Below are 22523 nucleotides of genomic sequence, written 5' to 3'. Positions count from 1 at the left end.
GACATTGAGAACAAACTAAATAACAGACCAAGAAAACGCTTAGGGTTTAAAACGCCTATGCAGGCGTTCTATAATATTAATTAGCGTTGCACTTGGTGTGTTAATCTAAGATATAAAAAAACATGAGCACTTTGATCGTCAGTAGGGTTTTGCCTGCTGGCGTTTTTTATGGGTCAATTTTGATTATCATGTGTGCTTAAAAAGTCTATCGTTATAAACTTACAAACCTTCACAGCCCATTACAGACCACCTGTATAGTTCTATTAGCTGATTTAGCTATATTGATAACTGGTTATAGATTTATAAGAAATGTCGTTAAAGACAAGTAATTTTTATAACGTTTCGATTTATATCGGCATCGCTTTTTTAGTTACTTTTTAATAACTTTCAAACCCTAAAATCTTAAATAGTAAAGGATAACTATTATGAATAAACAAGCGCAAATGGACACCATTCAAGCGATGGTAAAAGACATTAAATACACCATGATGACCACACGCAATGGCGAGAACCATCTGCATTCTTGCCCGATGAATACCACTGAAACCAGTATTGGTGCCAAAGAGATTTGGTTTATCGGCCATAAGCCGTCTGAAACTGTCGATAACATTAAGCAAAATGCAGAAGTAAATTTATCATATACCACGAAAGGCGATGATAAGTATTTGTCTATTTCTGGTACCGCTGAATTGGTCGAAGATAAAGAAAAACTCGATGAGCTATGGTCGGTTATGTATAACGCTTATTTTGAACAAGGCAAAGAAGACCCAAGAGTTCAGCTCATAAAAGTCACGCCACATGGAGCGGAATACTGGGCAAATGGCAATGCGATCACCAGCGCGGTCAAAATGACGGCGGCGGCAGTTACTGATACCGCGATCGAAAAAAGCTTAGGTGAGAATTTTTCGATCGAGCTGTAGTATTTTCATGATTAAGTAGAAGCAAAATAATTGGAGATACAAATAAAAAAACGCCAGTGGCTTGATGCGACTGGCGTTTTTATTACTTGTATTCGTCACTATTGCGGTGGTTTCGCGTAGCCATCGTCTGCTGGGAAAGCTTGTGGCTGTTTTGATTTTGGTCTCGATTGCTTAGGATCATAAAGCTCATAAATGACCGTGCCAATCACCCCAGTATTTTCTATAGAACCACTATCCGTATTGGCGGCATAGGCGTTATCTGGCTTGCTGAAAATAAAAGAAGCGACAGCGCTTTGACTCTTACGGAAGCCTTCAATGACTAAATCGTCGTTAGGCTCTAACACATAACCGCTGTCATAACGGCTGGCAGTGCTACCATCGAGGACATTTAAGCCATCGACACTAGCGACGATTTCATAAGTATTGGCACTATTATTGCGATACACCAGACGGTAGGCTTCGCCTGCTTTTCCTTGCAGATAATAGTTACCAGCGTCACGATATAAAGGCAAAGTACCCATATCCGTCGCCACTGAAAAATCAACTTTACCCGCTACTAACGATCGACTATTTAGGGCACGACCTTGATAGTTTTTGTCAGCATAAGCAACTTGCATCTGCTCGATAGGTTCGTCACTGGTACGACGTAGGTCAACAGTGGTCACAGCCGAGTCCACATCATCACCCCACTGAGTGCCCAAGCGCTCTGACTCCGTAGCGTCTTGTACCGATGCTTCTGCCTGTCGATTTGCAGCCATGTCTTGCGAGGCTTCTGCTTGTGTACTTTGTGCTGCATCGGCTGTTTCTTGTTGCATGCTTGGCGATGAAGAACAACCGCTTAATAACCCAAGCAATAAAAGGGCAGCGACCGACTGTTTTTTGTATATTGCCATGTCTATTTCCTTATTCTGATGACGTTTCATCGTACCTTTATCCAGTTCTCTTGTATTTTGTTTACTATTTTGAGTATAGCTTAACAATACATTCAAGCAAAGTTTAAAATAAATTGGCGATATTACACATAGGGTCAAAATATCCTAAAAACGCCACGGTATTGCTGATATATCGATATGACTTTTCGCTCACTATATTAAAACTTAAACAATAAAAAACGCCAGTGGCTCGATGCGACTGGCGTTTTTTGTGCAGACTCAAATGACTGTTAAATCAAAAAAAGCTAACCGCTTTGCTTTAAATAAGGCCACGCCGCTTTTAGATAAATAAACATCGACCACAAGGTTAAAATCACTGCCGCGACCATCAATACATAGCCGATCATTTCGAGCGATTCCCAGTTGAGTAGCAATACCGTGATAGCAATCATCTGAAAAGTGGTTTTTAGCTTACCCACATAAGACACTGCCACACTGGTACTTTTACCCAGCTCCGCCATCCATTCGCGTAATGCCGACACCGCAATCTCACGTGAGATAATCACAATCGCAGCAATCGCCATAATGATATTGGGATGCCACTGTACCAATATAATCAGGGCGGCTGCGACCATGAGTTTATCAGCGACGGGATCCAAAAAGCGGCCAAACGCGGAGACCACATTCAGCTTACGTGCAAAGTAACCATCTAGCCAATCAGTAATCGCTGCTAAGATAAACACGCCAGTCAATAGTAAATGACGTAATAAGCTGTCGCTGAACTCACTCATACCAACCCGGGCGATGACGTTATCCGATATGGCTGGCATCCCGATACCCATGGCTGGTGGCCAGTAGGCAATCGCCACAAATAGCGGAATCATTAAGATACGCGCAATCGTCAGATTATTGGGCAAGTTAAAAATACTTTTGGTATTTTGTGCACTTGACGGTTCCTGCGTATGCACTTGCGTATGGTCAGTCATGGCAAACCCAGTTTAGTAGAGACATAATAATGGCGGATAGCTTAGCATTTTTCCAGCAGGTCGTCATGCCATCTCTTTATGTATTGTTTTTTTTCATACTCAAAAACGTCAATTACCTTTTTTTTAGAACACCAATTGTTGACTAACAAAAGCTGAAGGGCTTATAGCGCCATGTACTGCACCTAACCTTGGTACACCGTAAATACTTGTCATTGGGTAAGTGAGATTATTCATTGAATAAAAGTTTTTCAAAACATGACAATGTATGAGATCACCTAAAAACGTAATGTCATGTAACCAAAATAGTCAAATAAGAATTATTTACGCTATGATAGCGAGGCTGATAAAACAGTTGTACACTTAGAATTGTAAGCAGATATATATACGCATTGAATTATCAATGATTACCCTAATCTCAGTTGAACAATAGCAAAGAAAACCAATAACAAGAAAACCAATAACAACAAGTTACTATCACTGCCCTGTAGTCCATCTACACGATCAGTTTTCCTCAGCCCACAGCACCTCCTCTGTGGGCTCTTTTTTGTCTATAAATCCTTGATATTGTTAAATAATTTAGGAAGTAGTGGTTGATTTCTCGGCGCTCGTTGTCGTTACTAATAGGCTGTCACCATTTACTTTTTGACTTTAAACGGCTCTGAGAATTGTAAGATTAAAAAACCCACAATCGATAATATGATGGCGATTTCATAACGACCGTAAGCAACCGAGATACCAATAGCGCCCGTGTTCCACAAACTTGCCGCTGTCGCTGTGCCTTTCGAGCCTTCTTCGTTTTTAAAAATGGCACCACCACCGATAAAGCCCATACCAGTAATGATGGCATACATGATTCTCGCCTCCCCAGTGGCGTCATAGATATCCATGCCTACGAGCATAAAGGCACAGGAGGCAATAGTGACCAAGGGAAAGGTTCTAAGCCCAGCGCCGTTGTCCTTCATTTCACGGTTCAGGGCGATAGGCAGTGATAGAATGAAAGCGATACCCAATTGGAAAAAGTGGTACGCCATTAAGCCCAAGTCCAAATCAAACTTAAACATTGTTTACTGCCCTCCCTTGCCTTTTTAGCTTTGTGACGTGGCTGTTCATACGGCTTAATCAACGTATCAGAGAGTTGCCAAGCTGGACAAAACCTCTTGATGGTCAGTTCAAGATACTTTGAATATAAACAAAAAGAAAGCGAGTAAAAGGACTCTAAATAAGTAATATCAGAGAACTTGATGCCTTAAGAAACTTCTATAGGGCTGGGCGTGTCCTCAATTCTAATGATGGTTATCTTAACAGGCTAAAAATAAGGGTAAGATTAACCAAACCCCACGCATCATTACATCCCTTCAGTGATTGCCCTAACCGTCTCTGCTGCTATTTTGTAGCAACTTTCGATATTGCCGTGTCCACACCAATCGCCACTCACGATCCATTGATGCCGCTGATCGACCAAAATACCCAGACTTTTGTTATCATCGACAATCGTTGCTGCATAACGCCAACGATGACAATCGATCTGGGTAGGTGCGGTTTGAGCACTCCAATTCAGCGCTTGTTTGGCCGCTGTTAGTAATTGCGCTTTTATGGTCTCTATATCCTCATCGACATGGGTTTCTGACCAGTCATTACGCGCATGGATAGTCACGCTTGGCAGTAGTGCACTATGAGCAGGCTTTTGATGCTCAATGAATATTCTATCTAATGGCGAATTATTGACGTAGGCTACATCCCATCTTACTGATGCCTGACTCGTAAAGATCGCAGGTAACTGTGGCACCTCATCCCAGCCTAGCATCAATGTATAACACGCCTGCATTTTTGGCTTAGTAATATCAGCTTGTCTCGTAAAGCCGCTATCTGCCATCAACTCTAGCGCCTGAGCATTTGGCGCGGTACAAATCACCCAATCAAAGCCGCCAAGACTGTTGCCCTCTTCATCGAACAGCTCCGTTTTGCTATCAGCACTATTTTCTTCTACGAAATGCGCTTTATGTAATGGCGCGACACGGGTTTTAAATGCTATACGGGTATGCTGCAACTCATCGGCCAATGCACGCCCCCAGCTGGTCATTTTTGGGGTGCTGATATAACGTGCATGCTTTGTATCCCACTGCTCTTTTGGCTCGATTTGAGGTGTCTGTTCATCTTCATTAGCAAGAGTCAAATGAACCACTTGCGCAAGCCACGGCTGCAATAGGCGATTATCCAGCCAAGGACGGATAAATTGTTTAAAACGGTCTGTTTTGACTGTAAAGCACTGCGCGCCAAAGCCCCATTGCCAGTTGTTGCCCGTCTTTTCATCGGTACGGTAGCGAGTCGCCAGACGCCCCACGCTACGGGATTTTTCAAAGATGGTTATTTGTACCTTTGACTCTTGACGCTTAGCCAATTCCCGCTCAAGCAAAGTGGCCGTAAACAATCCCGTCAAACCGCCACCTATAATGGCGATTTTTGGTACTGAGGTATGCGCAGAGGGTGCAGAATGATCAGTCATAATGACAGTAGGCCTTTTACAATATCGTTGATTCGATATAAGTCGTCAGAAAGTAGCATCTATAAGCATAGCATATTACTTTTGATTGGCTGGTTTTTAGATAATATTGAACCTTTAATAGGCCCTAATATCAATAACCTCTGCGTAAAAAAGCCATGCTACCTTTAATAGCATGGCTTATGTGAACATTTATAAAGTAGATGTTATTTTATTTATCAAGTGCTCATGACCACTATGCCGCACGTTCGGCTTTGACCACCTCGACCAGTTGATTAATGACTGAGCTGTCTGCAAGGGTAGACAAATCCCCCAGTCCAACATATTGCCCAGCGGCAAGATTGCGTAAGATGCGGCGCATAATTTTGCCCGAGCGGGTCTTTGGCAGCGCATCGACGATATAGATAGCATCCAAGTTGGCAATCGGCCCAATCTCTGCACGCACATGACGGTTTAGCTCCGCCTTTAGCGACTCGCTTGAAGCTTCACCCGACTTGAGAATGACAAAGGCACATATCCCCATACCGCGGATATCATGCGGCATACCGACAATAGCGGCCTCCGCAGTCGCAGGATGAGCCACTACGGCGCTTTCGATTTCTGCCGTACCCAATCGATGTCCAGAGACATTGAGCACGTCATCGACACGGCCGGTAATCCAATAGTGTCCATCTTCGTCACGCTGCGCGCCATCACCGGTAAAATAATAACCTGGATACTCTGTAAAGTAAGTCTGCAAAAAGCGCTTATGATCATTATAGATGGTACGCATCTGTCCCGGCCAGCTACTATTAATAGCCAAGTTGCCTTCAGCAGAGCCTTCGAGTGCCACGCCGTCACTATCGACGATTTCTGGTCTGATGCCATACAACGGATTCATCGCAGCGCCCGGCTTCATATTGACCGTGCCCGGTATTGGTGCCATGAGAATACCGCCCGTCTCGGTCTGCCACCACGTATCGACAATCGGACATTTGCCATCACCAACAACGTGATAGTACCAATCCCACGCTTCGGGGTTGATCGGCTCCCCAACTGACCCAAGCAAGCGCAAGCTTGAGCGATCCGACTCCCGAACGAAGGTATCCCCCTCTTTCATCATTGCTCTAATAGCCGTCGGTGCGGTGTATAAAATAGTCACATCATGCTTGTCGATAATATGACCAATACGCGCCCAAGTTGGATACTCTGGCACTCCTTCGAACATCAGAGTCGTCGTGCCATTGGCAAGCGGTGCATAGGTCGCATAAGTATGACCAGTCACCCAACCGACATCGGCTGTACACCAAAAGACATCGTCTTCTTTGACATCGAAGACGTCTCGAAAGGTCGATAGCACATAAGTAATATAGCCCCCAGTGGTATGCAGCACGCCTTTGGGCTTACCTGTCGAGCCAGAAGTGTATAATAAAAACAACGGATCCTCGGCATTCATCACCTCAGGTTCGCACTGCTCTGACTCACCGTCGACCAAATTATGATACCAAATATCACGGCGACCACTCATCGGTACAGAGTTACCCGTACGATGCACAACAACGACTTTTTCTACACTGTCTGTGCCATCCATATCCAAGGCGCGATCGACATTGGCTTTGAGCGGCGTATGCTTATTACCGCGCAGCCCCTCATCAGCTGTAATGACAATTTTGGACTGGCTATCAATCAAGCGATTGCCCAAGCTCTCAGCAGAGAAGCCGCCAAATACTACAGAATGGATGGCACCGATACGTGCACATGCCAGCATAGCGATCATCGCCTCTGGTATCATGGGCATATACAAGGTCACACGATCGCCTTTTTTGACGCCAAGCTTACGCATCGCGTTGCCTAGGCGACATACCGCCGCATGCAATTCTTTGAAGGAGATAATTTTGTGTAGGGAGGGATGATCACCTTCCCAAATAATAGCGGGTTTGTAAGGGTTGTTTTTTAGATGTCGATCGAGGCAATTGACTGAGATATTCAGCTCGCCATCTTCAAACCACTTGATACGAAAATCATCTAAATCATAATTAACGTTGCTGATCTTGGTGGGTTTTTTGATCCAATCAATCAGCTCAGCGCGCTCAGCCCAAAAAGCGTCGTTCGCTTCATGCGACTCGATAGATCTTTTATAGTCTGCAGCGTATTGCTCAGCTGTCGTATTGGCAGCAGCGGTAAACTCAGCTGCAACGGGAAATGATTTTTGAGTCATAGTCATCGTCCTCTTCTAATTATTATGACCTGTATAACGGATCGTCAATAACGAGTAGCTATAGAGGCAATAAGGGTCATCTTCCATAATGTGTGACACTCAATGATAGTTTGACAAATTAGCGCAACGGTTGCAAGGCATCAACGCTCAATCATAACAATTCCGCTGCACAACTTATCATTAGTGACTCGCTATAAAATCTATAGTCAGTAAAAAGTCATATCGATAGATCACGCACGGCTGATATCAATTTTTCTTGCTGTTTCTAACAACCTGTTTATCGCGACTTTTAACGACCTTGAGATTTAATCCTTGTAACCTCTGGTTAAATATGGACAATAGCCACTCTAAAGATTATGTTTGGCTAATATAGGCAAAACCCTAAGCTATAAAAGTAAGCTGGGCATATTATTTTTACCTTTTTAAACTTATCGCTTTATGGAACCAATCGCAATGGACAATCAGCGTACAGGACAAGCTCATACCTATTATGATGTCATCATCATTGGCGCTGGTGCGTCAGGGTTGTATTGCGCGCTCACGGCCGGTCGCCGTGGTCGCCGCGTATTGGTCCTAGATCATGCCAATAAAGCGGGTAAAAAAATCCTGATGTCAGGTGGTGGACGCTGTAACTTTACCAATTACTTCGTCGAGCCTGAGCACTTTATCGGTGCCAATCAGCATTTTTGTAAGTCAGCACTGAGTCGTTATCCCAGCTGGGAGTTCATCGGTATGGTGGAAGCGCACAAAATTCGCTATCACGAGCGCGAGCACGGGCAGCTGTTCTGTGATGACTCTGCACAAGATATTTTGACCATGCTACTTGACGAATGTAGCGCGGTAGGTGTGCAAGTAAAGCTAAATGCGCAGGTTGAAAGCGTTCAAGCGGTTAAAAGTGATAAAAATGCCCGATTTGAACTACTGACAACCAAGCAACTCAGCAAAAAAGACAAGCAAGAGAGAAAAGAATCAGGCAATCAAGCTAAGCTGCCGCAAACAGGCTACCGCTGCGAATCGTTAGTAGTGGCGACAGGCGGACTGTCTATCCCAACCATGGGTGCTAGCGGCTTGGGCTATGAATTGGCGCAGCAGTTTGGCCATCAGCTCATCTCCACTGATGCCAGCCTCGTACCCTTTACTTTTACGGATAAAACCGGCGATCTTATCCGTGCTTTGGCGGGTATCAGTCTGCCGGTGATTGCCAGTAATGAGCGTATCTCCTTTAAGTTGCCAATACTGTTTACCCATCGCGGGCTCTCTGGCCCTGCCATGTTGCAGTTGTCAAATTATTGGCAGACTGGCGAAAGCATCCGTATTAATTTGCTGCCAGATATCGATGTGACGGCGCTTTTCCTCGCTCATAAAAAGTCGCATCCAAGGCAGCTCATCCGTACCGTTTTGGCCGACTATACCGATAGTGCCTTACCCAAAAAGCTACTGGCGGCCCTACAGACGCACCTGTGGGACGATATAAAAGATACCGAGCTTGCCAATATTAAAGACGAACGTCTGACCGAACTGGGGGTGACGCTCAACGGCTGGCAGTTAAAACCATCCGGCACTGAAGGCTATCGGACGGCTGAAGTCACCCGTGGCGGCGTCAATACAGATGAAGTCTCGTCAAAAACCATGCAAAGCAATTTTCAGGACGGGCTATATTTCATCGGTGAAGTATTGGATGTCACAGGTTGGCTCGGTGGCTACAACTTCCAATGGGCGTGGGCCAGTGGCTTTGTGTGCGGTGAAATGGTTTGATAAAACAAGACACTTAAGGTCTGTTGAACATTTAAATCTTATCGTTAAGTGAACTTTCTTATCATAAGCCGCTTGATATTTTTGAAAATAAAACAAAATAAACACTATATATTCATAATTAATTATATATTAAGATGTCATGACAAACTGCTGTCTTAACAAACTGCTGTCATGACAAAATTAAATATAAACGTAGGCTTGCGAGGTGAACAATGCGTGCAATTAAACATATTCATGGTGACAAAGCGCCGCATTGGGTAGGTGACGGTTTTTATGTAAAAACCTTGATCAACCATCTTGAGAATGATCCCAATTTTAATTATAGCCATACCGACCCTTTTTTATTGTTTGATTATGGCGAGCCGACGAAATTTGCGCCCAACCCCGATTATCACGTACAGCCTCATGGTATCGGACAGCATCCGCACAAAGGCTTTGAGACTGTCACCATTGCTTACTCGGGTGAAATCAGTCATGTGGACTCAACGGGTGGCAATGGTGTTATCTTCGAAGGTGATGTGCAATGGATGACCGCAGGGCGTGGCATCTTGCATGAAGAGTTTCATTCGCAGGATTTTGGTCAGCGCGGTGGCGTCTTTAGTATGGTGCAAATGTGGGTGAACCTCCCTAGTGCTCACAAACTGACTGACCCGAAGTATCAAACCATCAGGCGTGCAGATATGCCGGTTGTCGAGTTGCTGGCTGATAGCAATGCTGGCGTCCAAAAAGAAGTGACCAGTCAAAAAGATGCTACCAATCAAAGAGATTCTATCAACCAAAGCGTGATTGGCAAAGCGGCTATTATCGCAGGTGATTGGCAAGGGACAACCGGCGCTGCCAGCACCTTTAGCCCTATTAACTTATGGGATATCGAGTTACAGGCAGCAGGATCGACGACGCTACAGATACCGAACCTTCATAATGTTTTGTTATTGGTGCAAGAAGGCGAGCTGTTGGTCAATGGTACGCACGTCGTAGCTGGTCAACTGATTCAGTTTGTAGCGCCTAGCAAAACCCGCACAGACTTACAAAATGAAAATACCTCTATAATCACGACCGATGCGGCAGTCAATACGGATACTACGGACACTATTGAATTGGCTTATCCAGCAACGGCGGAGGCGGAAAAAGCAGTAGCACCCGTTAAATTATTGCTGCTGAGCGGGGAACCTATCGGCGAACCTATCGCCGGTTATGGCCCCTTTGTCATGAATACTCAAGCAGAATTAAAACAAACGTTTCGCGATTATCAAACCGGTAATTTTGGTAAATAGTTAAAACACTAAATACTCAAAAAATAAGCATAAAAAAGCCACCCTACTAATGATAGTAAGGTGGCTTTTTATTGTTTATAACGCTATGACTCATCTTGTCAGCATTGAGGCTGATCGATGCGACTTTACGCTTGGTTCAGGAACGGATAATCAGTGTAGCCAACCGTGCTGCCACCATAGAAGCTCTCTGGATGCTGCTCGTTGAGCGGTGCGCCCTCTTGAATACGTTCAGCGAGATCAGGGTTGGCAATATAATCACGACCGAATGCTACCGCATCGATATAGCCTGCTTTGATGTTCTTCTCAGCTTTGTCCGCATCATAGCCACCAGCGGCAATAATCAGTTGACCAAAAGCATTACGTACGTTTTGGCGGAACTCATCGTTATAAGGCGTACCCCCTGCCCAGTCTGGCTCTGACAGATGCAAATACATTAGACCACGCTTGTTGATTTGCTCAATCAGCCAAATGTTATCGTCTTCTTCGTAGCCTCCCTCAACATTGTTGAACGTGCCAAGTGGTGAAATACGAATACCCACGTGATCAGCATCCCATGCCTCTACGCAAGCATCAATCACGTCCAAGGTTAGACGCGCGCGGTTTTCGCGGCTGCCACCGTACTCATCGTCACGCTGATTGGTATGCTCGGCCCAAAACTGATGCAGCAAATAACCATGCGCGCCATGAATCTCAATACCATCAAACCCCGCTTCCTGCGCGCACTTGGTTGCATGTGCAAAGTCAGTAACCACTTGCTGAATCTCATCAAGACTGGCTGGGCGCGGCGGCGTGGCATCCGCGCGAATGGCTTGGTTGTCACTATCACGCAATGAGGTACGGATACCTACATCGACATCTGAGGCTGAAATTGGCGCACGGCGTTCAGGTTGTACGCTTTCATGTGAGACAAGTCCTGTGTGCCATAGCTGGACGACGATCTTGCCACCTTTAGCGTGGACATTGTCAACGATGGCTTTCCATGCAGTGACTTGATCTTGAGTATGTAGCCCTGGTGCGCCTGCATAGCCTTTTGCTTGAAACGATACTTGCGTCGCTTCAGTGATGACAAGGCCCGCCCCTGCACGCTGCGAGTAGTACTCTGCTGCCCATGTGATAGGGACATCGCCTGGCTCAACGGCACGCAGACGTGTCAGTGGGGCCATCATAATGCGGTTTTTTAGCGTTTGTGTGCCCATTTTTACAGGCTCAAATAAAATATCGTGTGCCATAAGGTTTCCTATTTTTACCAGTTATAAAAATTATTTATAGTCAAAGCATCTGTTAAAAGTGCTTATAAGAGCATAGGTAAATATGCTTTTATTGGTTTTCTTTATAAGGGATAGCTGCGGTTATTCAAGGAAAAATTACAAACAAAAATACCGATATGGCATGATATCGGTATTGATAATACTCATTATTCAAGTCCTCTTATGATGATATTAAGCAAATGACTTCAATAAGATTTGCTGATTATGTCATCAGCTGACATAGCCGCTGTATACTGACACTATTTAGTCGACAATGGTTAGGATGGCTACCATTTTTAGGACGTACTCAAAGGATACCGCATATGCAAAAGACCACATTGTCACTCATAATGGGAGTAAGCCTGTTATTTGCTATGAGCGCTTGCCAGCCTCCAGCTGATATGAAAAAAACCTCAGACAACTCAGATACATTAAATAAGTCATCGACGTCCACGCAAACGACAAAACAGCCAAGCACGCAGCCATTAATAGAAGCAAAAACGCCAAGAGCACTCACTAATGCATTGGTCGCATTGTCTGAAAAACAATTAACAAATAAGTTGGTGTGCACTAAGCTCAGTGCTTCTATGAAGGACATTGATGACAAAAGTAAAATTGAAGATATTCATGGCATCCAACGACAATTAAATGCTTGCTTGCCAATGACTGCGAACATCGAAATCCTGCAATGGCTAACAGAATATCAAGCACTGTACGGACGTTTTTTGGGTTCTAATGATTCTATGGACTATGCAAGCTTTCACGATGTAGTAGAGACTATAAATCAAGGCAAACAATTATCCGTTGCACAACTAAAAGCACTGAGCCCACGTAAACGATATCTTAGTGAATTGGTGCAGAGTAACGCTGACGTTAGCGTGCTGTATTTAGGCGAAGGTATCTTCAAATTTCATCATGATCTAAAGGTGATGGCAGACCTATTTGCTCCTTATCTACCTGCAGATCAAGCCATATTTATTCAGCGTATGGCAAAAGACAATCAAGATATTTTTTGGAATGATGGTGCGGTGGCGGTGTCTTTTGACGAGGTGATGGCCCGTGCTGTGTTTTGGGAAAACTACGTTAACACCTACCCAAATAGCTACTTTATTAAAGATGGTAAAAATTTATTTGCGACGTACCGTTATATACTGTTTTACGGGTCTAACAATACCCAATGGACAGATGACTCTATACATGAGTTTATTAATCCCAAGTACAAGCAAGCCATACAGCAGTTAGCCAAGCGTCCGAATAGTATCTTGGCTCAAGACGCGCACACTTTTCTTGATTTTATGGCGTTGTCCGATAGTAAGCGTAAGAAAAAATATCCCGTGCCAAACAAGGATGATAATAGCAATAAGATAGACGATTGGGAAATTCCCCGCTATCAATTAACAGAAGTATTGCAAAAACCTTCGCCATGGAAAATGGATGGTAATAGAGACTGCTTAACTGGCGTGATTTGTGTCGATTATAAGGTTGAGTGAGATGGCACATTAATCTCCGGTAGCGCTGGCGTCAATCCATACGTCTTTATCACCGGACTTGCTGAGCGTAATATGGCGGCTATTCTTCAGGAAGACTTTGCATAATAAAGGAAAGGTTTATGAAGAACACTCTTATTCAAAATGAATACCCCAGTTATTGCGAAACGATTCTAGCTTGGGAATGACGCATGATTGATATTCATTGTTCGCCGCTACAAAGATCGGAATATCATCCCCTGTTCTTTTATCACTTATAATTGAGAAATCTGTGGTTAACGACTCTCCTATCACTTTATTGCCACTTCTCGTTTCATATTCATAATGTACGATGACGCCTTGTCCAAAATTGATAATAGGAATGGCATATTTCGGCATCATAGAAACGATACGCGCCGTCACTACTTGCCCATACTTGTAGAGCTTTAGCTCTTTTCTGGTACTAAAAAACAAATAAATTAAAAATGGCATGGCAAATAGCAGGAACGGTATAGGTATCAGAAAAAGTAACGCCACTGGAAAGTGGTAAGGCTTTAAATTCTGTATGATTGATTGACCATTTAGTTCTTTAATTGCGAGATTATCACCAACTTGGAGCTCTTCGATTCTCCTACCTTCCAGAACTTTGTATTTAGTTCTAACTGCCTCATTATTCTTGAGGTATTGGTATGAGATGATTGTCGGATGAATATCATTGATTGTTACGTTGCTTTCGACCTCAATATTAGTGACTTCAGCGCTCGTTTCTATACCTTGAGAGTCGATTAAATCATAGTCTATTTTTGGACTATCATTACCCGTAAGAGAGAATATCAGGGTAAAGATAACGAGCATCAGCAAGGCAAAGAAAGAAAATATTAATCCAAAAAATATTGGGATTGGCTTCTTTTTCAACACGTTCATCACAGTAGAGAATTTAATTTTTCTTGGTGTAGTATTCATTTTGGAGTGTCGCTGTTTAATAATGAGTTTTCGGGAGCAGTTAACTACATTGTAAAATGCCAATTTAAGTAAGCAATAATCGAATATAAAAATCGCTCAAACTTATGTTAGGTAGCATTATACCTAGTCACTCCATAAAGTCAGCAAAAGTTATATATTTTTTTGCCAACTTTTTTTTGTTATTTTAACTCTTATAAAATAGTAATTAATTTTAAGATTCTTAAACTCACACCCTAAAAAAGGACAGATAAATGAAACTGCGCATCTTAAAGTCTGCCGTGATCAACCCTTGGTTTAACCTCGCGACTGAAGATTGGATATTTAATACGCTCAATCCCGACTCGCACACGCTATTTTTATGGCGCAATAGCGAAACCGTGGTCATTGGGCGCTCGCAAAATCCATGGGTAGAATGCAAAACCGATAAGATGGAAGCCGACGATGTCTTTCTTGCTCGGCGACAAAGTGGCGGTGGCGCAGTGTTTCATGATTTGGGCAATACCAACTTTACCTTTTTATCACCCAAAGACGACTACGACCAAAACGCCAACTTTACTATCATCATTAATGCGCTAAAAAAACTGGGTATAGACGCGGAATTATCTGGTCGTAACGACATGCAAGTCGGCGATAAGAAAATATCAGGCAGCGCTTTTAAACATGCAGCCGATCGTAGCTTTCATCATGGCACATTGCTGGTGAATGCCAACATGCAAAAGTTGGGCGATTATCTCAATCCGCATCCATTAAAACTGAAAGCCAAAGGTATCAAATCTGTCCGCGCTCGCGTCGCTAACTTAGTAGAGTTTAATGAAGACATCAATCACGAGACTTTATCCGAGGCGATTATCGAGGCGTTTTGCGAATACTATCGTGACACTGATTATGGCGACACTGCGCCAGTAGAAGAATTGGATGAAGCCAGTCTCGCCAAGCAACCTAACCTGAACAAATACTATCAGCAAATGGCAGATTGGGATTGGCGTTTTGGTAAAACGCCTGAATTTACCCATCACATTGAGACGCGCTTTGATTGGGGCATTATTGACTTGCACCTTGATGTCAAGCAAGCAGTGATACGCGAGGTGGTTATCTTCTCTGACACGCTAAACGTGGAATTGATTGATCTATTAAAAAACACGCTGACTGACGCTAAATACAATAAAGTCGATATCAAAACAAAGCTTGGTGAATTAGGTAGAGCGCATACTGAGTTAGCTGCGCAGATTGAGGATGTTTCTAAGTGGCTAACTAATGAGATAGAAGGTTAGATTTTTGCTTGTTATTAATACCTTAGATTAACAAATAAAGACTCTCAATTTGTTGCTACCGTCAATCATTCTAACGCTTTTATAATTTGCGCAGGCTAATCTCACTATATAAATCCTACCTTTAGTTAAACTTAAGTTTGATATTTAACGCTGTAGCCCTCTATAATGTCAGGCAAATAATAGATTCAATGAGAATCTAAACTTTGGGCATTTAAGCAAGGTAGCACTATGGCAGCCTATATCACCGTTGGCGCAAAGACCTCTCATGGTGGGACGGTCATCTCCGGCTCACCGCACACCACTCATAACGGCATCCCTGTCGCGCGTAAAGGCGATAAAGTCATCTGTAAAAAGTGCAAAAAAGTCACTACTATTCTTACGGGTGACCCGTCGTTTATTGTGGATGGTGCGCCTATTGCACGTGGCGGTGATGTCACCAGCTGCGGCGCTAAACTGATTGCTAATCAGCAGTCATTTGCGGAGTCAGGATTTGATGTGGGCAGTGTTGCGCAGGCAGCGCCTTTGGTGTTTCCAAAGTCGGAGCCTGATGCTTTATTTGGGAATAGCTTTGCGAGCACTAAAGGTTTAAAAAATAGCAACGAACCTAAAAAGCCTACAGGATATAATGCCGATGGAACCAAACAAACTCAGAAACAAATTAACGACGCTTGGATTGCATACTATGATCATAAGAACAAAGCTAAAGCTGAGGCTTTGACCAAACAGAAAAAAGAAGATAGAAGTATCGTTGATAAAACATTAGATTTCTTTGGTTTTGGTGACGATGCTCAAGCAGACAACGCTATTAATACTACTCGTCAAGGCAATAGCAATACTGAACTGACTGAAGATTATAAAAACCCAATGGCAAAGGTTCGAGATGAATGGAAAGGCGAGGCTGCTGATGGTATTAAGAAGACTGGTATCGTATTCGATAACGCAGGAAGGCAGGTTTCACCTCAATATGATGCAGGACGAGCTGTTTTAGATAACGTAATAAACAAGAATAATGATGCTCTAAAAGATAAGGCAATTGATAAAGCTACAGGTACAGGTAAAAGCAAGCTTGTAGAAAAGGCTAAAGATATTGCGCCCAAACGAGTTAGACAAGCATGGGATACCTATGACGATTATAATGCAGTAAAAGAAAAAGGGAGTGATATTCAGAATGCAATACCAAAAGATGATTAAGACGACTGCTCCAAAGATACTAATCATACTGTCATCGTTAAATATAACTGTTGCTTGTGCGGATGCTAATTTTGTTCCTCATACTGCTACCAGTATAAAAACAGAGTCTTCTAACTTTACAGAAGAAGTAAAAAATATTAAAAACCCAGAACGCCTTCGGTCAGTATGTGATGATCAAAAAAAAGCTGAGTATTGCTTTAATTATGCAGCGTATCAGGACTTAGTACTAGAAGACTACCAACTAGCTTACGAATATCATATGAAAGCATTTGATTTAGGTGAAAAAGAATCTGGCGTATTGATAGGTCATTATCAAGTTAACTATCCAGAACAATTTACTGACAGCAATCGCTTAAATATAGATGAAAGTATTTATTATTTAGAGCAAGCTTTTAAGGCAGGATATCCTGATGCCACTAGATTGCTTATGATGATTTATCGCGATCCAAAGTTCAACCGTATTAATTATACTAAAGCAGAGTATTATAACAAAATTGCTATCAAGCAGAATGTGAAAAAATCCAGAGGCTTACTAGCGTACCTATATATTCACCATATGAAAGATAAGTCTAAAGGAGATGAAAGCATTCAGTTGTTGAAGGCGGATTTATTGTTAGAAAAAAACTGGGAGTCAGCATTAGCACTTATGAATATTTACCTATATCCAGAAGATTATGGCGCTAGTATAGAGCCTGATCTTGTTAAGACCTTAGCCTATGCTTATGTCAGTAGTGACTTACGTGATGGGCGCCATGAGGATGAGTTTAATAATGTAGATACTAGATTTGTCGAAGCAATGCAAATACAACTACCTCCCGAAACGTTAAAGCAAGCAAAAGCTATGTATTTAGATCTGATGGCAAATATGAATGACAAGAATATCTCTTAGTCATGTAGCTCATATAGTGAGTGCCAAATTAAAAGATTCTCATAGTAAAACTCCAGTTTTAAACCCTCACCGCACAGCCGACTGGAGATTAATTAAGTGAAACTTAATATATTTTATATGACTACAGTTATGATGTGCGTAGTGCTCACGGCGTGTGAAGCAAAGGTAGCTTACATGACTCCTCAGTTTGAAGGTCAAGTGACTGATAGAAAAACTGATCAGCCTATAAATGGCGTTAAAGTATTCCTAACTTCTCAAAACTTCAGTAATACAGATGCATTCGGAAATTTTTTAATACCACCAGTAGAATATAAGTATTGGTTAGTTGGTCCAAGCCATGACTCTATCAAAAATTATTATGGTGCTTCTTTAATTTTTGACCATGAAGCCTACGTCTCAAAGTTATATACAATAGGCGATATACCCTCAACAACTAAGAAACAAGAAAATGAAGACTACCTCCAAAATAAAAAATTTATTGATATGGGTAAAGTTTACTTGACTCCAGCGGATCCAAATATTTTAGAGATGCAAGAAGATATCATATCAAACACGCTTGATTATTGTCAGCCTAACCAATCCCAAAAAGAAGTAGAGTGTATACCTGTACCAAAAGCCATGACCCATACACAGGTAAGTTCAATCCAGACTAGCAAATAAATGTTTACCTAAGAGATTTCGATGTATCAAAAAAACATCACGCCTTTAATTCAGTCTTTATTACTGGCCACAATACTATCCAGTGGTTTGATAACTGCTGCTTGCTCAGCGGAACCATTGATTTATGGTTATCAATGATTGCGACTACAACATGATAAGTGTATCGATGCTGAAATTCAGATTTTTAATGGGATCATGCTCTTTAATATTATTGAGTGCTTGTTCATCCGAAACTACCACATTACATTACTTGACGCCTATCGTTACAGGACAAGTGCTAGACAAAACTACAGAGCAACCCATCAGTGATGTCAGTATTATATATACCAGTTCAGCATCTACCACAACTGACAAAGACGGTTTTTTTCGACTACCTGCTATTGAGATTAAGAGCTCTTCAACTGACGATTGGGAGTCCAAACAACTAAGTGAAAGCGACATGACCGTATATAAAAAAGATTATAAGAGTAAAGATTACTGGAATTTTGGTCTTCCAAGAATAAAAGCTAAAAGAGCTTCAGAGGTCCCTGAGTACGTACATATGGGTATAATTTATCTTGATAAATTACCAGATGGTGTGCAGCTAGAAGACAACTATAAATACAACGAATATATAGAAGATATGTCTTACTGCCAATCTAATCAGTCGCAAAAAGAGGTAAATTGCATTCCACTACCAGATGGAGTGGACCATGAAGCCGTCTAGTAAAGTTAGATTATTCAGTATCTTTTGGCTGACTGCTTTAGTAACCTCATCTTGTACTGCGCAAGAACCTGAGGCCTTTTATGTCACACCTTCTATAAAAGGACAGCTAATTGACAGTCAAACTGATCAGCCACTTAGCAATATCACCGTCTACTTAACAGATGACATTCAAGGCATCTCTGATAACACAGGCCGTTTTGAATTACACTCAATGCAAAAGATAGATTCAGATAATATGGGCAAAGGTTATTTTAAAGCGTTAGCTGAAGAAGCCAGTATCATGATAGATACCCAAGGTTATCAAAGGCGTCTGTTTGCAATTGACGGTATGGCAAAATCTGAAGATGATAACTTAAAAAGTCCCATGATTATTGATATGGGTAATATTTATCTAAAACCATTGCCTGATGGCCTGCATCGCTACGCAATAGTATTTGAATATATAGCAACCATGCCTTACTGCCAACCGAGCCAATCTCAAAGAGAAGTCGACTGCATACCCGTACCACAGGGTAAAACTTATGAACAAGTGAGACCAAATCAGCCAATAAAATAAAGTTTCCTAATGAGGTTTTAATGTATCAAAGAAGAATTACCCCTTTAATTCAGTCTTTACTAATAGCCACAATGCTATCCAGTAGCTTAATAGCTTCTGCTTGTTCAGCGGAATCATCAAACATACCAGTACTATCAGATCAAAGTACCCCTAATGAAATGTACGAACTCGGCCTCGCCTACTATGAGGGCGATTCAGTCCCTCAGGATTATAAAGAAGCTTTTAGCCTATTTAAAAGAGCTGCTGATCAAGATTATGCTCCTGCTAAATATGATCTCGGTACTATGTATTATGAAGGTATTGCTGTTGAGAAAGATTATAAAAAAGCATTTAAGTGGTTCCAACAAGCTGCTAACCAAGGGTATTCTAAAGCTCAATTCAATCTCGGTGTTATGTACCATGAAGGTATCACTGTTGAAAAAGATGATCTAAAAACATTTAAATGGCTTCAACGATCTGCTAACCAAGGGGACGCCGACGCTCAGCATCATATAGGCGTCATGTATCATGAAGGTATTGGTGTGGAACAAGATTATAAAAAAGCAATGCAGTGGTATACCAAAGCCGCTGATCAAGGATTAGATGTAGCACAATTTAATATCGGTGATCTTTACGAACATGGTTATGGCGTGCCGCAAGATTATGACAAAGCTTTTGAGTGGTACAAAAAGGCTGCTGATCAGGGAAACCAAGAAGCAAGCAATCGAATAGGTAGATTGGTTATGAATGGTAAAATCGATGATAAAGATATCGTCATTTATAGCACACAGGAAACTGGTCTTACATTAGGCGATATTGAAAAAATGAGCCAATAACTTATAAGTTACCTAATCACTCTGTCTAAAGTAGCTTTGACCTCACTAGCATACTACCCCAAACCTTATTTTAAATATAAAAATTCCAGCAGTGATGGAACCTTTCTCACTGGTTCACCGCACACCACTCATAACGGCATCCCTATCTCGCGTAAAGGCGATAAAGTCATCTGTAAAAAGTGCAAAAAAGTCACTACTATTCTTACGGGTGACCCGTCGTTTATTGTGGATGGTGCACCCATTGCGCGCGGCGGTGATGTGACCAGCTGTGGCGCTAAACTGATCGCTAGTCAGCAGTCATTTGCGGAGTCGGGTTTTGATGTGATGGGAGTTGAGCAGGCTGAGGTAATAAGGCGAGAGGCTAAAGAGTATTTCGATAAGATAATGGGTAATGACACATATAATGATGTTATTCAGCTTATTGATGAATTAACGAAACAGCCACTAAAATCACTAGAATATATTATTGAGCATGCTCAAGGATCAATAAGTGGCAAAACAGATGAAAATGGAAATACTGAAAAAATTGAGTTGTCACAAGCTGAACAAATAAAAATAAAAATACCCAGTATAGGTAATAGTACGTCGGACTTTAAAATTTTTGCACATACTCTAACGCCTATACCTGATAACACGGCTAAGCAGTTTGGAATACAAACTAAGCGAGCTTTAACATCAGGCGAAATCAGTATGGCAAGTTTAGTTTTTGCTAATTCAATTGATTATACTGATGTCTATATTCATAACGATGAATTCTTACCTTTTGGATTACAGAACGACGATACGGTAATGACGCCAAATGGCGAGATTTATTTTCCTAAAGGCTTGTATAGAGATGATTTTTCAAATTTAGTACCTCAAGATGCAGGCTTAAGACATCTATTCATACATGAGATGGTACATGTCTGGCAGCATCAGTTGGGCTATTCTGTGATGATAAAAGGCGCTCTATTACACCCGTGGTGTAAATTGAATGGGTGTGATCCTTATAACTACGTGTTAGAAAATTCTAAGACATTGAGCGATTATAATATGGAACAGCAAGGCGATATTATTGCGGATTATTATTCTTACTTTCATGATACTGATATCGATAGAATTGTGAGTCAATCAGGTATGCTTTATAGAACAAATCAAGATATTTATAAAAGCATACTCTCAAATTTCATAAAGGACTCTTCAAATGCAAATTTACTACCGTAAAATTCAGTTATTAACCCTTATAGCGGCGCTATTTTCTTTAATTGCCTGCGAAAGCAACCCTTCTCATAGACCAACAATTGGTGGAGCTATAGGTTTAGTAAATACCGATGAAAAAGGTCTGTGTTTTTTACCAAAATTTGAAACCGCATACTTAACATCAACCAAGAAATATGATGATTTAAAGTTTATAAACTTATCTTATGTGGATGTAGTACTTGGAAACGACCCATTATCTAATAAAAAAATTTGGCAAGCATCGCCAAACTCTCAAAAATACTATAAATTAGAAGAGGGCGAAAGTATCTGTATGAATGATGATTTACTAGGATTGAAAAAAAGCGAATATGCAAATTTGACTAACGACAAATACACAGTAGTAATAGGTGGAATGGATGATAAGGAAAGATATAGATTAAGATTTATTGAAAGATTTGAGTATCCTATTCAAACAAAGTAACCTGCTTTACTTAAACCAATAAGGTAATGGCATCAGATAACAATGATAATAAAAATCTTCCTTAATAGTATTGTTTTATTAACTTTCTCATTTCTCTACTTAATTTCCAATAAAAAATTTACCGTTATTAATAAGACAAGCGAACCGATAAGAGCTACAAACTTTCAGTATGCTAGGTTAGATACTGAGCCTACTATATCGGAAATGGAAAGTTATACGTATAGATATACTGTGGAAAACGACCAATCTAGAGTTCTTAAAGTTCACAGGAACAACCTACTAAATAAAAGCTTATATATAAGTATTGATTTTTTTTATAAACTTGCAGATCCTGAAGAAGATAAGTATTACAGTCTAAAAGGTACGACTTTTTCTAGCGAACCTCAATACGTAAATCATCAACCTTATTGCAGTTTTAAAATCGAAGTTTATTCAAACGAAAAGACTCTCGTAACGCCAACTCGTAAATGGGGATGCATCAACCCCCCCTATGGCAGGATAGTTGTCACCCCTAAAGAATAATCCAAATGGGGGCAACAAGGACACAACATGCCACGTTATAGTGAAGAACGTAAACAAACTATACTCAGTAAAC

At 41.5% G+C, this 22523-nt stretch carries 21 protein-coding genes; 14 read left to right on the top strand and 7 right to left on the bottom strand.

What is annotated here, in order from left to right; all coding sequences use genetic code 11:
* Positions 1-425: 425 nt before the first annotated feature.
* Complete coding sequence (locus tag HQR03_RS13340) at positions 426-920, top strand: pyridoxamine 5'-phosphate oxidase family protein (protein WP_101211649.1); 495 nt, start codon at positions 426-428, stop codon at positions 918-920.
* A 98-nt stretch (positions 921-1018) separates the two neighbouring features.
* Here HQR03_RS13340 and HQR03_RS13335 read toward each other — a convergent pair whose 3' ends face one another.
* The 5 genes from HQR03_RS13335 to acs all read right to left on the bottom strand — a co-directional run bounded on the left by HQR03_RS13335 (position 1019) and on the right by acs (position 7475).
* Complete coding sequence (locus HQR03_RS13335; RefSeq protein ID WP_101211650.1) at positions 1019-1813, bottom strand: hypothetical protein; 795 nt, start codon at positions 1811-1813, stop codon at positions 1019-1021.
* A gap of 284 nt (positions 1814-2097) precedes the next feature.
* Positions 2098-2778, bottom strand: a complete 681-nt coding sequence (pgsA, locus tag HQR03_RS13330; protein WP_025651901.1) for a CDP-diacylglycerol--glycerol-3-phosphate 3-phosphatidyltransferase — start codon at positions 2776-2778, stop codon at positions 2098-2100.
* Positions 2779-3413: 635 nt separating this feature from the next.
* Complete coding sequence (locus tag HQR03_RS13325) at positions 3414-3839, bottom strand: MgtC/SapB family protein (RefSeq protein ID WP_101211651.1); 426 nt, start codon at positions 3837-3839, stop codon at positions 3414-3416.
* Positions 3840-4123: 284 nt separating this feature from the next.
* Positions 4124-5281 carry an NAD(P)/FAD-dependent oxidoreductase gene (locus tag HQR03_RS13320; protein ID WP_173240470.1) on the bottom strand — a complete coding sequence of 386 codons (1158 nt, stop codon included), beginning with the start codon at positions 5279-5281 and terminating at the stop codon, positions 4124-4126.
* 232 nt (positions 5282-5513) lie between these two features.
* Positions 5514-7475, bottom strand: a complete 1962-nt coding sequence (acs, locus tag HQR03_RS13315; RefSeq protein WP_173240469.1) for an acetate--CoA ligase — start codon at positions 7473-7475, stop codon at positions 5514-5516.
* Positions 7476-7928: 453 nt separating this feature from the next.
* Here acs and HQR03_RS13310 point away from each other — a divergent pair, with 453 nt between their 5' ends.
* Complete coding sequence (locus tag HQR03_RS13310) at positions 7929-9230, top strand: BaiN/RdsA family NAD(P)/FAD-dependent oxidoreductase (RefSeq protein ID WP_173240468.1); 1302 nt, start codon at positions 7929-7931, stop codon at positions 9228-9230.
* 212 nt (positions 9231-9442) lie between these two features.
* Positions 9443-10504, top strand: coding sequence for a pirin family protein (locus tag HQR03_RS13305; protein ID WP_173240467.1), 1062 nt, complete (start codon positions 9443-9445; stop codon positions 10502-10504).
* A gap of 125 nt (positions 10505-10629) precedes the next feature.
* Here HQR03_RS13305 and nemA read toward each other — a convergent pair whose 3' ends face one another.
* Positions 10630-11733 (bottom strand): alkene reductase, encoded by a 1104-nt coding sequence (gene nemA / locus HQR03_RS13300; protein WP_025651894.1) that lies wholly within the window; start codon positions 11731-11733, stop codon positions 10630-10632.
* 341 nt (positions 11734-12074) lie between these two features.
* On the opposite strand from nemA, the gene HQR03_RS13295 reads away from it, so the two are divergent.
* Positions 12075-13241, top strand: a complete 1167-nt coding sequence (locus tag HQR03_RS13295; protein ID WP_173240466.1) for a hypothetical protein — start codon at positions 12075-12077, stop codon at positions 13239-13241.
* A 132-nt stretch (positions 13242-13373) separates the two neighbouring features.
* On the opposite strand, the gene HQR03_RS13290 is transcribed toward HQR03_RS13295, so the two are convergent.
* Positions 13374-14180 carry a hypothetical protein gene (locus tag HQR03_RS13290; RefSeq protein WP_173240465.1) on the bottom strand — a complete coding sequence of 269 codons (807 nt, stop codon included), beginning with the start codon at positions 14178-14180 and terminating at the stop codon, positions 13374-13376.
* A 251-nt stretch (positions 14181-14431) separates the two neighbouring features.
* Here HQR03_RS13290 and HQR03_RS13285 point away from each other — a divergent pair, with 251 nt between their 5' ends.
* From HQR03_RS13285 to HQR03_RS13240, 10 genes are all read left to right on the top strand, one after another.
* Positions 14432-15451: a lipoate--protein ligase gene (locus HQR03_RS13285; protein ID WP_173240464.1), complete on the top strand. Its 1020-nt coding sequence runs from the start codon at positions 14432-14434 to the stop codon at positions 15449-15451.
* Between the two features lie 228 nt (positions 15452-15679).
* Positions 15680-16642 carry a PAAR domain-containing protein gene (locus HQR03_RS13280; protein ID WP_173240463.1) on the top strand — a complete coding sequence of 321 codons (963 nt, stop codon included), beginning with the start codon at positions 15680-15682 and terminating at the stop codon, positions 16640-16642.
* Positions 16620-17531 (top strand): SEL1-like repeat protein, encoded by a 912-nt coding sequence (locus tag HQR03_RS13275; RefSeq protein ID WP_173240462.1) that lies wholly within the window; start codon positions 16620-16622, stop codon positions 17529-17531. The genes HQR03_RS13280 and HQR03_RS13275 overlap by 23 nt, the downstream gene beginning before the upstream one ends.
* A 174-nt stretch (positions 17532-17705) precedes the next feature.
* The gene (locus HQR03_RS13270; RefSeq protein WP_173240461.1) at positions 17706-18191 is read left to right on the top strand and encodes a hypothetical protein; all 486 of its coding nucleotides are present in this window, start codon (positions 17706-17708) and stop codon (positions 18189-18191) included.
* A 151-nt stretch (positions 18192-18342) separates the two neighbouring features.
* Positions 18343-18897, top strand: coding sequence for a peptidase associated/transthyretin-like domain-containing protein (locus HQR03_RS13265; RefSeq protein WP_173240460.1), 555 nt, complete (start codon positions 18343-18345; stop codon positions 18895-18897).
* The gene (locus HQR03_RS13260; protein ID WP_102077280.1) at positions 18884-19453 is read left to right on the top strand and encodes a peptidase associated/transthyretin-like domain-containing protein; all 570 of its coding nucleotides are present in this window, start codon (positions 18884-18886) and stop codon (positions 19451-19453) included. Before HQR03_RS13265 ends, HQR03_RS13260 begins: the two co-directional genes overlap by 14 nt.
* A 20-nt stretch (positions 19454-19473) precedes the next feature.
* On the top strand, positions 19474-20268 hold the full coding sequence (locus HQR03_RS13255; RefSeq protein WP_173240459.1) for a tetratricopeptide repeat protein: 795 nt from the start codon (positions 19474-19476) through the stop codon (positions 20266-20268).
* Between the two features lie 36 nt (positions 20269-20304).
* Positions 20305-21471 carry a PAAR domain-containing protein gene (locus HQR03_RS13250; protein ID WP_173240458.1) on the top strand — a complete coding sequence of 389 codons (1167 nt, stop codon included), beginning with the start codon at positions 20305-20307 and terminating at the stop codon, positions 21469-21471.
* Positions 21452-21928, top strand: coding sequence for a hypothetical protein (locus HQR03_RS13245; protein WP_173240457.1), 477 nt, complete (start codon positions 21452-21454; stop codon positions 21926-21928). The genes HQR03_RS13250 and HQR03_RS13245 overlap by 20 nt, the downstream gene beginning before the upstream one ends.
* Before the next feature lie 231 nt (positions 21929-22159).
* Positions 22160-22450, top strand: coding sequence for a hypothetical protein (locus HQR03_RS13240; RefSeq protein ID WP_173240456.1), 291 nt, complete (start codon positions 22160-22162; stop codon positions 22448-22450).
* Positions 22451-22523: the final 73 nt, after the last annotated feature.

The sequence above is a fragment of the Psychrobacter okhotskensis genome, assembly GCF_013248965.1.
Classification (GTDB): Bacteria; Pseudomonadota; Gammaproteobacteria; order Pseudomonadales; family Moraxellaceae; genus Psychrobacter; species Psychrobacter okhotskensis.
Note: the sequence above shows the minus strand (reverse complement) of the source record. Positions and strands in the feature narration are given on the sequence as shown.